This window comes from Rhodopseudomonas boonkerdii, from assembly GCF_021184025.1.
GTDB classification, from domain to species: domain Bacteria; phylum Pseudomonadota; class Alphaproteobacteria; order Rhizobiales; family Xanthobacteraceae; genus Tardiphaga; species Tardiphaga boonkerdii.
On the sequence record NZ_CP036537.1, the window covers coordinates 4,083,242 to 4,096,901 of the forward strand.

Consider the following 13,660-nt stretch of genomic DNA (forward strand, 5'->3'; position numbering starts at 1 on the left):
GAATCTTGGTATCGCACTGCGCGAGACGTGGACGACGATACCACGCATGGTTATTATTATACCAACAACATAGCTTGTATGAGTTATGAGGCCATCACGAAGCTGGATAGGGCTCCGCGGGCACAGCGATCCCAGCACGCCGCACACGTTCACGATGCGCGGTGTAAACGCCCGATGCGATGATGATTGCCGCGCCGAGAAACGTCCACGCATCCGGAATCTCGCCGAACACGAAGAAGCCAAGCAACGTCACCCACATCAGTTGAACGTAGGAGAATGGCGCAAGCACCGAGGCATCGGCATAGCGAAAAGCCAGTACCACGATCCAGTGCCCCACTGTGGATGATACACCGATCGCGACGCCGAGCCCGAGTTGCGTCCATGTCGGTTGCGACCAGTAGAACGGTGCGAACAGGCTGAGCACGAGAAAACCGACGATGGCGGAATAGGCCATGGTGGTGATGGGATGATCCGCACCGCTCATCTTTCGCGTCAGCACGAGTGCGCTGGCCCAGCCCAATGCGGAGATGATCGGAAACAGCGCAGCCGGATGAAAGGCCGAGGTGCCCGGCCGCACGATGATGAGCACACCGATCAGGCCGATAACGGTCGCGGTCCAGCGGCGCAGACCGACCTTCTCGCCAAGGAAGATGATCGACAGGCCGGTGACGAACAAAGGCGAGATGAAGCCTGTCGCGGTGGCTTCTGCGATCGGCAGAAAGCTGAGGCCGACGATGAAAAAAATCGACGAGCAGAGCAGGCCAAGTCCGCGAAACACCTGGAGCAGCGGCCGGCTGGAACGCAGCATCTTGCCTCCGGACGGGATCGTCACGATCGGCAGCATGATCAGCAGGAAAACCGAAAACCGGATCCATGCGATCTCCACCGGCGGCATGCCGCCGCGGGCAAGGTACTTGGCCATGGCATCCGAGGATCCCAGAAAGCCGGTCGACGAGATGATCAGCAGGATGCCGAGAAATGGCTTGTCGAGATGGCGCGAGGCCAGCACGCGTGCAGACGACTGCGCGGGTACGCTGATCTTCGGCGGCGGAACGTGAGTGGTCACGGATGGAAACCGGCTGGCTGGGCCCGGTGAAATATGCGGCCCGAATCTGATCCTCACCAAACGCCGTTCGCACGTCCGGGACAACCTCCGATAACAGGACTTGGATATGCAACAGGCGCCGCCGGTTGGTCCCGCGCAATCATGCACTGCAGCATAGATGGGCGATGGCCGTCACAGCATTGGCAGACTGGAGGGCTCGCGCCCGCGCGGAAACACCTTGTCGAGCGCAGCGATCTCCGTCTCGCTCAGGACGAGATCGCCGGCTGCGGCATTGTCGGCGGCATGGGCCGCAGACGACGCTTTCGGGATCGCGAATACCGCGGCCTGCCGGGTCAGGAAGGCGAGCGCCACCTGTCGCGGACTCGCACCGCGAGCGGCCGCGATCTCCTCCAGCAGCATACCGCCCGGCGAGTGGGAAGACGGAAAATCGTTATGGCCGAATGGCGAATAGGCGACCACCGCGACACCATGCCGCTCGCACCAAGGGATGACGCGATGCTCGATGGCGCGCTCCTGCAGATGATAGAGCACCTGATTACAGGCGATGGCGTCCTTGGCGGCCACACGCGACAGGTCGTTGAGATCGTCGGCGTCGAAATTACTGACGCCCCAGGACGCAATCTTGCCGTCGGATTTCAGCTCCTCGAAGGCAGCGACCGTTTCAGCCAACGGAACCTGACCACGCCAATGCAGCAGGTAGCAATCGAGCCGGTCCGTGTTCAGCCGTTTCAGCGAGCGTTCGCAGGCGGCGATAGTGCCTTTACGCGATGCATTGCTTGGCAACACCTTCGAGACGAGAAACACCTCGTCGCGCCGTCCGACGATCGCCTCGGCAACCACCGGCTCTGCGTCGCCATACATTTCAGCCGTATCGATATGGCTCATGCCGGCATCGAGCCCGGCGCGCAGCGCCTTGATGGCCGCGGCACGGTCGCCACGGTCGATATACCAGGTGCCCTGCCCGATCACGGACACGTCGCGCCCAGTGGCTCCGAATGACTTGTGTCGCATGAACGCGCCTCCGCCTGCTCCCGCGACAGGCGCGGGAGTGGACGATAGCGCATCATAGCCGAGGTGTCAGTGGCTGATCATCCATGGCCGTGCGGTCGGGAAGCTCTTGGCGCCGGTCGCCGTTTTCTTCATCAGCCGCGAAGGCTTCTTGCCGGAGCAACAGCCGCAGCCAGGGGCGTGCTTGGCCTTGTATTCCGCCACCGTCTGCGGCGCATGCGTGCTGCGCTCGTTGGTGGCATGCGCCTTGCGCTTATCGGAAGGCATGCAGAAGAAGGCTGGCGGGGTGAGGATGACACGGGGGGACGATATTGTGCAAATTGGACAAAACTGCGGATCGTCGCATTCGGCCATGGGCCTCATGTCGGTGAAAGGCCCGCAATCGTCGCAAAGATATTCATAGACCGGCATGGCCGTCCTCGTCGCAAGGGGAAAAAGGCGACCGCAGCACCGATGACATGGCGCCGCGGCCGAGTTGGCCGTGTTACTTGTCCGGCGACAGCGGCATCTGGATCGAACCGTCGATATGTTTGATCGGCCCGGCCGCGCCCGGCATGATGTCGAAGTCGAAGATCTCCGTCGGCAGCCACAAGGTGGCGCAGGCATTCGGCACATCGACCACGCCGGAGATGTGGCCCTGGCACGGCGCGGTACCGAGAATCGAATAGGCCTGCGCGCCGGAGTAGCCGAACTTCTTGAGATATTCGATCGCGTTCAGGCAGGCCTGACGGTAGGCGATGTGCACATCGAGATAGTGCTGCTTGCCGGCCTCATCCACCGAGATGCCTTCGAAGATCAGGAAGTCCTTGTAGTTCGGCGTCATCGGCGACGGCTTGAACACGGGATTCTTGATGCCGTATTTCGCCACGCCATCCTTGATGACATCGACCTTGATATGCAGCCAGCCGGCCATTTCGATGGCGCCGCAGAACGTGATCTCGCCATCGCCCTGGCTGAAATGCAGGTCGCCCATGGAAAGGCCGCCGCCGGGCACATAGACCGGGAAATACACCTTCGAACCGCGCGACAGATCCTTGATGTCGCAATTGCCGCCATGCTCGCGGGGCGGCACGGTGCGCGCACCTTCGGCCGCAGCCTTGTCGCGGGCTTCGCCCTTCATCCGGCCCATATGTGCGGTTGGACCGAACGGCGGATTGGCGAGGCCGGGCACGCGCTCGGGATTGGTCGCGATCAGTGCGGTCTCGCGCTCGTTCCAGGTGGCGAGCAGTTTGGGATCGGGCAGGCAGCCGATCAGGCCGGGATGGATCAGGCCGGCGAAATTGACACCCGGGACATGGCGCGACGAGGTGTACATGCCCTTGAAGTCCCAGATCGACTTCTGCGCCAGCGGAAAGTGATCGGTCAGGAAGCCGCCGCCATTCTGCTTGGAGAAGAAGCCGTTGAAGCCCCACTGGCTGTCCTTCATCGGGCCGACATCGAGCAAATCCACCACGAGCAGATCGCCGGGTTCCGCGCCTTTGACACCGATCGGGCCGGACAGGAAGTGCACGATCGACAGATCGATGTCGCGCACGTCGTCGGCACTGTCATTGTTCTTGATGAAGCCGCCGGTCCAGTCATAGGTCTCGACGATGAAGTCGTCGCCCGGATTGACCCACGCCACCATGGGAATGTCCGAATGCCAGCGATTGTGAATCATGTCGTTGTCGTAGGCCGACTGCGTGAGGTCGACCTTGATCAGTGTATCAGGCATTCAATGCTCCCCTTCGGTTACAGACTTGCAGTTTCTCGAATGAACTAGACGGACAGATATCTTGCGACCTGCGCGGCATCGATGCCCTCGCGCGGCTCGTCGCGAACGATCTCGCCGTTCTCGATCACCAGCACGCGGTCTGCGACATCGAGCGCAAAGCTCAGCACCTGTTCGGAGACGATGATCGACAGCCCCCTGTCGTCGCGGATCTTCTTCAGCGTGCGCGCCATGTCCTTGATGATCGACGGCTGGATGCCTTCGGTGGGTTCGTCCAGCAACAGCACCTTCGGCTTGGTGGCGAGTGCACGGGCGATGGCCAGCTGCTGCTGCTGACCGCCGGACAGATTGCCGCCGCGGCGGTCTTTCATCTCCAGCAGCACCGGGAACAGTTCGTAGAGATCGCCGGGGACGTCCTTCTCGCCGGATGCGACGAGGCCGGTCTCGATATTTTCCTTCACCGTCATATGCGAAAAGATCATGCGTCCCTGCGGTACGTAGGCGAGCCCGCGGGCGACGCGCTCATAGCTTTTCAGCGCGCCGAGCTCCTTGCCATTCATGGTTACCGATCCCGACTTGGTCGGCACGATGCCCATCAGCGATTTCATCAGCGTGGTCTTGCCCATGCCGTTGCGCCCCATGATCGCGACGATCTCATTGGGCTGCACCTTCACATTGAGACCATGCAGCACCTCGGCGTGGCCGTAGGCGACGTGGAGATCGTTAATGGCGAGCATGGGAGGCTCCATCGTAGCCCGAAGAACTGCAGACTCCCTCGCCCCGCTTGCGGGGAGAGGGCGGGGTGAGGGGAAGCCTCCGCGATCTCAGAGTGGGTGGAGAGTCCCCCTCACCCGCCGCTGCGCGGCGACCTCTCCCCGCAAGCGGAGAGAGGTTAGAAAGATCGCTGCTCGCTGTGAAATCGACCTGCATCGTTCAATGCCCCAGATAGACTTCGATGACCTTGGGATCGTTCTGCACCTTCTCCATGGTCCCTTCGGACAGGATCTGGCCCTGATGCAGAACGGTGACCTTGTGGGCGATATCCTCGACGAATTTCATGTCGTGCTCGATCACCAGCACCGATCGATCCTTGATGATGGTGTTGAGGAGCTCGGCAGTCTTGACGCGTTCGCTGACGCTCATCCCTGCGACGGGCTCGTCGAGCATCAGAAGATCCGGATCCTGGATCAGCAGCATGCCGATCTCGAGCCACTGCTTCTGGCCGTGCGAGAGAACGTCGGCATACATGTTGAGGCGATCCTTCAGGAAGATCATCTCGGCGACTTCCTCGACGCGCGCCTTCACGGCCGCATCGCGTTGAAACATCAGCGACCCGAACACCGAACGGCCGCGCGGATAACAGATCTCCAGATTCTCGAACACCGTGAGATCCTCGTAGACCGACGGCGTCTGGAACTTGCGACCGACGCCGGCGGTGACGATCTCGTTTTCCTTGAGCCTGGTCAGCTCGGTACCGCGGAACTGGATCGAACCCGATGTCGCTTTGGTCTTGCCGCAGATCAGGTCGAGTACCGTGGTCTTGCCGGCGCCATTCGGACCGATGATGACGCGAATCTCGTTCTCCTCCACATAGAAGGAGAGATCGTTGACCGCCTTGAAGCCGTCGAAGGAGACGGTGAGTCCCTCCACCGCGAGCAGAAAATCCTTGGGCTGATGACCGACAAGCATGATGCGTTCCCCTATTCTGCCGGCGCGCCATCGGCGGCGGATTTGACGGGCCACTCCTTCTTCTTCGCCTTCGAGAAGGCCGCGATCAGCCGATCCACATGGCGTTGCACGTGATCCTTCCAGATCCCGGACAAACCGTTCGGGAAGAACAGCACCACCGCGATGAACAGGCCGCCGAGGCCGAACAACCACATCTGCGGGAAGGATTCCGAGAGGCCGGTCTTGGCGAAATTCACGAGCAGCGCGCCATAGACGGCGCCGAAGATCGACGACCGGCCGCCGACCGCGGTGTAGATCACCATCTCGATGGACGGCACGATGCCGACGAAAGATGGCGACATAAAACCGATCTGCAGCGTGAACATCGCGCCGCCGATCGCAGCAAAGACGGCAGCCATGCAGAAGGCGAAAATCTTGAAATTGGCGACACTGTAGCCCGAGAATCGAACACGATCCTCCTGCTCGCGCATCGCCACCAGGATGCGCCCGAGCTTGGTGAGACGGATGAACTGCGCGAGGATGATGCAACCAAACAGCACGAAGACTTCGAAGAAATAGAGGATGAACTTGGCGCTGTCGGTGCGGATATCCCAACCGAGCAACGTGCGCAGGTCCGTCATGCCGTTGATGCCGCCGGTGTAGCCCTGCTGTCCTATGATGAGGATGGTCGCGATGGCGGCGATCGCCTGGGTGATGATGGCGAAGTAGACGCCACCGACGCGACGCTTGAACATCGCGGCGCCGATGATGAAGGCGAACACGGCGGGCACCACGAAGATCGCTATGATGGTCAGTGTCAGCGAGTGGAACGGTTTCCAGAACATCGGCAGCGCCGTGATCTGGTTCCAGTCCATGAAATCCGGGATGCCGGGCGTGGTCTGGATCTTGGTGTTTTCGACGCTGGAGGCTTCCAGCTTCAGGAACATCGCCATGCAGTAGCCGCCAAGGCCGAAGAACACGCCCTGGCCGAGGCTGAGAATGCCGCCATAGCCCCAGCACATCACGAGGCCGATGGCGACGAAGGCATAGGTCAGGTACTTGGCGACGAGATTGAGCCGGAAAATATCCAGGCAGGCCGGCAGGATGACCACGAGCAACAAGGCAAGCGACAGAAAGCCGATCAGCTCCGAACGATTGAAGAAGCGGGAATTGATGATCATGTGATGGTGTCCTGCTCTTTCTGTGCTGCGCGCTTACTTGCGGACTTTGAGGGCGAACAACCCTTGCGGCCGGATCATCAGGATCGCGACGATAGTCAGCAGCGTCAGCACCTTGGCCATCGAGCCGGACATGAAGAACTCCATGGTCGATTGCGCCTGCGAGATGGTGAAGGCCGAGGCGATGGTACCGAACAGGCTCGCTGCCCCGCCGAACACCACGACGAGGAACGTATCGACGATGTAGAGCTGGCCCGAGGTCGGCCCGGTCGAGCCGATCATGGTGAAGGCCGAGCCGGCGATTCCGGCGATGCCGCAGCCGAGGGCGAACGTGTAGCGGTCGACCTTCTCGGTATTGATGCCGACGGCGCCGGCCATTACGCGGTTCTGCACCACGGCGCGCACCTGCTTGCCCCAGCGCGACTTGAACATGATCCAGGCAACGACGATCGTGATGATCACGGTCAGACACATCACGAAGATGCCGTTGATCGGCACTTCGATCGTGTCGGTGACCTGCTTGCTGCCCATCATCCATTGCGGCAGTTCGACACCGACCTCGCGGGCACCGAAGATCGAACGATAGGCCTGCTGCAAGATCAGGCTGAGCCCCCAGGTCGCGAGCAGCGTGTCGAGCGGACGCTTGTAAAGGAAGCGTATCAATCCCCATTCCACCAGCATCCCCAGACTGCCTGAAGCGATGAAGGCGAGGATCATGGCGACGAAGAAGTAGCCGGAGAACAAGGATGGCAGATAGGCCTGGAAGAAACTCGACGTCATCCATGTGACATAGGCGCCGAGGATCATGAACTCGCCATGGGCCATGTTGATGACGCCCATCTGGCCGAAGATGATGGCAAGGCCGAGCGCCATCAGCACATAGACCGAAAACAGGATCAGGCCGGCAAAGCCCTGCATCGCGAAGATGGCGCCGAGGTCGCCAAGGGAGTAGTCGCCGAACATCGATCCGTCCTCCGTCAGGGAAAGAGTCCCGCGCCGCGCGTGAACACGCGACGCGGGGTTGTCGTGCACGGATAGGTCGTCCGCGCCAGGGAGAGATTTGCGTCTGCACCAACGGCCGATGCGATCGTTCCCTCTCCCGCTTTCGGGTGAGGGTCAGGGTGGGGGTGTCTCCGCAAGCGCCGGAGCCCGTGGCAGCCCCACCCCGGCCCTCCCCCGCAAGAGCGGGAGAGGGAGAAGTGGAGTTACTGATAGCCCTTGGGGAATGGATCCGGCTCGATCAGCTCAGGCGTCTCGTAGACCACCTTGAACTGACCATCGAGCTGTGCCTGGCCGACACGCGCCTTCGACCACAGATGGTGGTTCGGGTGGATCTTGACGTAACCTTCCGGCGCCTTGGTGAATTCGATGCCCGCGGACGCCGCCGCGATCTTGTCGATATCGAACGAGCCGGCCTTCTCCACCGTCATCTTCCACAGCCACGGGCCGAGATAGGCCGCCTGGGTGACGTCGCCGATCACGGTCTTCTCGCCCCACATCTTCTTGAAGGCGGCGACGAATTCCTTGTTGTTCGGATTATCGAGCGACTGGAAGTACTTCATGCAGGCATAGGCGCCCGCGATGTTCTCGCCACCGATGCCGTCGATCTCGTCCTCGGTGACCGAGATGGTCAGCATGGTCTGCTTCGACAGGTCGATGCCGGCCGCCTTGAGCTGCTTGTAGAAGGCGACGTTGGAGCCGCCGACCACCGCCGCGTAGATCACGTCCGGCTTGGTCAGCTTGATCTTGTTGATCACCGAGTTGAACTGGGTGTGGCCGAGCGGGAAGTATTCTTCGCCCGACACCTTGCCGCCGAGCTTACCCTCAATGTGCTTGCGGGCGATCTTCATCGACGTGCGCGGCCAGATGTAATCCGAGCCGATCAGATAGAAGCTCTTGCCGTTCTTCGTCTTCGACACCCAGTCGAGGCCCGCGAGGATCTGCTGGGTTGCTTCCTGACCGGTATAGATGACGTTCTTTGACTGTTCGAGGCCTTCATAGAAGGTCGGATAGTAGAGCATGCCGTTATACTGCTCCATGACCGGCAGCACGGCCTTGCGCGAGGCCGAGGTCCAGCAGCCCATGATGGCGGCGACCTTGTCGTTGACGAGCAGCTTCTTCGCCTTCTCGGCGAAGGTCGGCCAATCCGATGCGCCGTCTTCCTGAATGAACTTGATCTTGCGCCCCAGCACGCCACCCATGGCATTGATCTGTTCGATCGCCAGTTTCTCGGCCTGCACCGAGCCCGTTTCCGAGATCGCCATGGTGCCGGTGACCGAGTGCAGGATGCCGACCGTGACCTCGGTATCGGTCACGGCGAGGCCGGTGGTATTGACGGCGGCCGTTGCAGGCGCCTGCGCAAAAGATGTGCGCGGGAGCATGGACATCGCCGGCAGCGCCGCCATGCCCATCAGCAGTTTTCGCCGCAACGGTGAGTGCAGGCCCGTTTTTTGCTCGTCTGACATCACTTCCCCACTGGTTTGGAACGCTTATTGGTGAGGCAAGTGTTGCTGAACTTAAGCGCTCCTCGGATACGTGGGATTGCGTATACTGCACCGCAAAATGCCGACGTAGGTTTTGCCATCACGCAAATAAGCGTAGTCGCGAAATCCGCTGGATTTCGCTGGGGTCAGGAGTGAGGAGTGGCGGGGCGGCAGCGGATCGACAGGGTTCGACGCCAGTACAATCAATGGGTCGCCAACCAGACCCTTGAGGACTATGCCCTCCGCTTCACCGCGAAGAGCGCGCGGCGCTGGTCCGCCGCCCGCGTCGCCAACACCGCGCTCGGCGCCATCTCGTTTCTGGCGCTGGAAGCCATCGGCGGCACCATCACCATCAATTACGGCGTCACCAACGCGACGGCCGCGATCCTCGTGGTCAGCGTCATCATCTTCTGCTGTGGCTTGCCGATCGCCTACCACGCCGCGCGCAGCGGCATCGATATCGATCTCCTCACCCGCGGCGCCGGCTTCGGCTATATCGGCTCGACCATCACGTCGCTGATCTACGCCTCGTTCACCTTCATCTTCTTCGCCATCGAGGCGGTCATCCTCGCCGCGGCGCTGGAGATGTGTTTCGATATTCCACGCCCGATCGGCTATCTCATATCGGCCGTGGTCATCATTCCGCTGGTGACCCACGGCATCACGCTGATCAGCCGTTTCCAGCTTTGGACGCAGCCGGTCTGGCTGATCCTCAATCTGCTGCCGTTCATCGCCATCGCCTGGGCGAGCCGGCAGTCCTTCACCGAATGGACCGCCTATCCCGGCCTGCACGGCGATCCAAAAGGCGGGCTCGACCTTCTGTTGTTCGGCACCGCGGCTGCAGTGATCTTCTCGCTGGTCGCGCAGATCGGCGAGCAGGTCGATTTTCTTCGCTTCCTGCCGCGCGATCGCCGACAGTCGAAAGTGAACTGGTGGATCGCCCTGCTCTGCGCCGGTCCGGGCTGGATCGTCGTTGGCGCCATCAAGCTGCTGGCCGGCTCGTTCCTCGCTTATTTCGCGCTGACGCACGGCGCCACGCCGGAACAGGCTGCCGAACCGGCGCATATGTATCTCGAAGCGTTCCGCTACGTGTTGTCGAATCCCGATCTTGCGTTGGCGCTCACCGGGACTTTCGTCGTCCTGTCCCAGCTCAAGATCAACGTGACCAATGCCTATGCGGGCTCCATCGCCTGGTCGAACTTCTTCTCGCGCCTCACCCACAGCCATCCCGGCCGCGTCGTGTGGCTGGTGTTCAACGTGCTGGTGGCCCTGCTGCTGATGGAGATCGGCGTCTACAAGGCGCTGGAGCAGACGCTGGCGCTCTATTCCAACGTCGCCATCGCCTGGGTCGGCGCGCTGGTCGCCGATCTCATCATCAACAGGCCACTCGGCCTGCGCCCGCAGCAAATGGAGTTCAAGCGGGCGCATCTCTATGACATCAATCCGGTCGGCGTCGGCGCCATGCTGACCGCCACCGTGATGTCGGTCAGCGCCTTTTATGGGCTGTTCGGCCCGACAGCCAAGGCGCTGTCGCCATTCGTGGCCCTGATCACCGCGTTGGTCACCGCTCCCGTCATCGCCTTTGCCACAGGCGGCAAATACTACATTGCCCGCAAGCCGAAGCGCGCCTGGCAAAACGTGCCGACGATCCAGTGCTGTATCTGCGAACATACATTCGAGCACGAGGACATGGCACATTGTCCTGCCTATTCGGGCCCGATCTGCTCGCTCTGCTGCTCGCTGGATGCGCGGTGCCACGATCTCTGCAAACCGCATGCGCGCGTCGACGCGCAGATATCCGCAGCACTCGGCAAGCTATTGCCGGCACCGATCCTGGCCCGTCTCAACTCGCAGCTCGGTCACTATCTCAGCGTGTTCGTCATGGCCGCCAGTCTCGTCGGACTGACCCTGGCGCTGATCTATCTGCAGACCTCTGCCGCCTCGCCGGCGGACAGCTCGGCGGTGTCCGAAGTGCTGTGGAAAGTGTTTTTTGCACTGGCCATCATCATCGGCGTCATCGCCTGGCTGTTCGTGCTCGCCAAGCAGAGCCGTCGCGCGGCCGAAGCTGAAACGAAGCGGCAGACAACGCTGCTGATGCAGGAAATCGATGCCCACAAGCGCACCGATGCCGAATTGCAGCGCGCCAAGGAAGTGGCGGAATCCGCCAACCTCGCCAAGAGCCGCTATGTGGTCGGCCTCAGCCACGAATTGCGCTCACCGCTCAACGCCATATCCGGCTATGCACAATTGCTCGAACAGGACGACAGCCTGCAAACCCGTCCGCGCGAACAGGTGCGGGTGGTCAAGCGCAGCGCCGATCACCTCTCCGGCCTGATCGACGGCATTCTCGACATTTCCAAGATCGAAGCCGGTCGCCTCTATCTGTCGCGCGACGAAGTCCGCCTCACCGATTTCCTCGATCAGCTCGTCGGCATGTTCCGGCTGCAGGCGGCTGCCAAGGGGATCGAGTTCATCTTCCGCCGTCCGCCCGTATTGCCTGCCGTCGTCTATGCCGACGAGAAGCGCCTGCGCCAGATCCTCATCAACCTGCTCTCGAATGCCATCAAGTTCACTCAGGAAGGCAGCGTCCAGTTCGTCATCCACTATCGCAGCCCGGTCGCCGAATTCGAGATCATCGACACCGGCCCCGGCATCCGCGCCGACGATCTCGAGCGCATCTTCGCTCCCTTCGAACGCGGCGCGCTCGGCGCCGCCCAGCCGCATAGCGGTACCGGCCTCGGCCTCACCATCTCGAAACTGCTGGCCGGCGTCATGGGCGGCGATATCCGCGTCTCCAGCGAGGTTGGCAACGGCAGCACCTTTCGCGTGAAAATGCTGCTGTCTGAAGTCAACAACCCCACCCGCACCGCGCCCATCGAGGCCCCCATCCTCGGCTATCACGGCCCGCGCAAGACCATTCTCGTCACCGACGACGATCCGAGCCAGCGCGACCTGCTGCGCCAGGTGCTCACCCCGCTCGGCTTCATCCTGCTCAGCGCGCCCGACGGTCCGGCCTGTCTCAGCCTCGCCCAGCACTGCCGTCCGGACATGTTCCTGCTCGACATCTCGATGCCCGGCATGGATGGATGGACCATCGCCGAGACGCTGCGCGCCACCGGCCATCATCAGGCGCGCATCCTGATGATTTCGGCCAGCGCGCTGGAGGCTCATGGTGCACCGCTCGCGCAGCCCTTCCACGATGGCTATCTGATGAAACCGATCGAACTCCCGCGCCTTCTCGAAACGATCGGTCAGCTCCTGAAGATCGACTGGCGCTACGACCGCGATGAAACCGCCATCGACCAGCACTGGACGCCCGACGACATGCGTCCGCCCGCGCATCACGTCGACCAGCTCATCAGCCTTGGCGAGATGGGGCACATCCGCGCCATTCAAATGAAGCTCGACGAGATCGGTGCGGAACATCCCGAACACATGGCTTTCGTGGCGCAGATGCGCATGCTGATCGACCGTTTCGATCTCGACCAGTACATGTCCCTCCTCAAGGCACTGCTGACGCATGACTCCTGAATCGAAAAAGCGCGACGTCGCCCTCGTGGTGGATGACAGTCCCGACACGCTCCGGCTCCTGACCGACGCCCTGGACGGCGCCGGCATGACCGTCATGGTGGCGCTCGACGGCGCCGGCGCCATGCGCATCGTCGAACAAATCACGCCGGACATCGTATTGCTCGATGCCGTCATGCCGGGGATCGACGGCTTCGAGACCTGCCGCCGCCTCAAGCGCGATGCCGGTCTCACCGATGTGCCGGTGATCTTCATGACCGGTCTCAGCGAAACCGCCCATATCGTCCGCGGCCTTGAGGCCGGCGGCGTCGACTACGTCACCAAGCCGATCGTCATCGAAGAGATGCTGGCGCGCATCCGCGTCCACCTGGCCAATGCCCGCCTCACGCAGAGCGCCCGCGCCGCCCTCGACGTCTCCGGCCGCTTCCTGCTCGCCGTCAACAAGGGAGGCCAAATCCTGTGGGCGACGCCGCAGGCGCAAAAACTGTTGAGCGACCATCTTATCGCGGGCATCGACGACACGCTGCTGCTGCCTCCGACGATGCTGCAATGGCTCGATCAGATGCAGAAGCCCGCCGCCAAGCCGGCCCCCTCCGCACCTTTCTCCAGCACCGAACCGCTGCGCCTGAACTACATGGGTAAGGCCGGCCCCGACGAGTTCCTGCTTCGCCTTGCCAAGGACAATGCAGCCACAGCGTCCGCCGAATTCAGCAAGGAGCTCGGCCTGACCACCCGCGAGGGCGAGGTGCTCTCCTGGCTCAGCAAAGGCAAGAGCAATCGCGACATCGCGCAGATCCTCGGCCTCTCGCCGCGTACGGTCGACAAGCATCTCGAGCAGATCTACGCCAAACTCGGCGTCGAGAACCGCACCGCAGCCGCTGCCGTCGCAGCGAACGCGACACAAAGGCGGTAGGCCGGCGACGCTGCTCGCCGTCATCGTCGCGCGGCAAGTTGTCCGACAACCGGCACACGCACCTTGCCACCTCCCGTGAGCGTGTTACGATTTCCCTAGGCGCAT

Annotated in this window: 11 protein-coding genes; 2 read left to right on the forward strand and 9 right to left on the reverse strand. The window is 61.9% G+C overall.

What is annotated here, in order from left to right; translation table 11 throughout:
• Positions 1-94: 94 nt before the first annotated feature.
• The 9 genes from E0H22_RS18840 to urtA form a co-directional block, all read right to left on the reverse strand.
• A complete protein-coding gene (locus E0H22_RS18840) occupies positions 95-1,066 on the reverse strand; it encodes a DMT family transporter (RefSeq protein WP_430715169.1) in 972 nt (323 codons plus the stop codon).
• Positions 1,067-1,237: 171 nt separating this feature from the next.
• Positions 1,238-2,077: an aldo/keto reductase gene (locus tag E0H22_RS18845; protein WP_233022523.1), complete on the reverse strand. Its 840-nt coding sequence runs from the start codon at positions 2,075-2,077 to the stop codon at positions 1,238-1,240.
• Between the two features lie 66 nt (positions 2,078-2,143).
• A complete protein-coding gene (locus tag E0H22_RS18850; protein ID WP_233022524.1) occupies positions 2,144-2,485 on the reverse strand; it encodes an FmdB family zinc ribbon protein in 342 nt (113 codons plus the stop codon).
• A gap of 73 nt (positions 2,486-2,558) precedes the next feature.
• The gene (gene fmdA / locus E0H22_RS18855) at positions 2,559-3,788 is read right to left on the reverse strand and encodes a formamidase (protein WP_233022525.1); all 1,230 of its coding nucleotides are present in this window, start codon (positions 3,786-3,788) and stop codon (positions 2,559-2,561) included.
• A gap of 44 nt (positions 3,789-3,832) precedes the next feature.
• On the reverse strand, positions 3,833-4,522 hold the full coding sequence (urtE, locus tag E0H22_RS18860) for an urea ABC transporter ATP-binding subunit UrtE (RefSeq protein ID WP_233022526.1): 690 nt from the start codon (positions 4,520-4,522) through the stop codon (positions 3,833-3,835).
• Between the two features lie 196 nt (positions 4,523-4,718).
• A complete protein-coding gene (gene urtD, locus E0H22_RS18865; RefSeq protein WP_233022527.1) occupies positions 4,719-5,474 on the reverse strand; it encodes an urea ABC transporter ATP-binding protein UrtD in 756 nt (251 codons plus the stop codon).
• A gap of 11 nt (positions 5,475-5,485) precedes the next feature.
• On the reverse strand, positions 5,486-6,634 hold the full coding sequence (gene urtC, locus E0H22_RS18870) for an urea ABC transporter permease subunit UrtC (RefSeq protein ID WP_233022528.1): 1,149 nt from the start codon (positions 6,632-6,634) through the stop codon (positions 5,486-5,488).
• Between the two features lie 33 nt (positions 6,635-6,667).
• Positions 6,668-7,594 (reverse strand): urea ABC transporter permease subunit UrtB, encoded by a 927-nt coding sequence (gene urtB, locus E0H22_RS18875; RefSeq protein ID WP_233022529.1) that lies wholly within the window; start codon positions 7,592-7,594, stop codon positions 6,668-6,670.
• 242 nt (positions 7,595-7,836) lie between these two features.
• On the reverse strand, positions 7,837-9,096 hold the full coding sequence (urtA, locus tag E0H22_RS18880) for an urea ABC transporter substrate-binding protein (RefSeq protein ID WP_233022530.1): 1,260 nt from the start codon (positions 9,094-9,096) through the stop codon (positions 7,837-7,839).
• 177 nt (positions 9,097-9,273) lie between these two features.
• On the opposite strand from urtA, the gene E0H22_RS18885 reads away from it, so the two are divergent.
• Together E0H22_RS18885 and E0H22_RS18890 are read left to right on the forward strand one after the other, a co-directional pair.
• Entirely contained in the window at positions 9,274-12,645 is a 3,372-nt protein-coding gene (locus E0H22_RS18885; RefSeq protein ID WP_233022531.1) for a hybrid sensor histidine kinase/response regulator, read from the forward strand.
• Positions 12,635-13,555: a response regulator transcription factor gene (locus tag E0H22_RS18890; protein ID WP_233022532.1), complete on the forward strand. Its 921-nt coding sequence runs from the start codon at positions 12,635-12,637 to the stop codon at positions 13,553-13,555. The genes E0H22_RS18885 and E0H22_RS18890 overlap by 11 nt, the downstream gene beginning before the upstream one ends.
• The last annotated feature ends 105 nt before the right edge of the window (positions 13,556-13,660 follow it).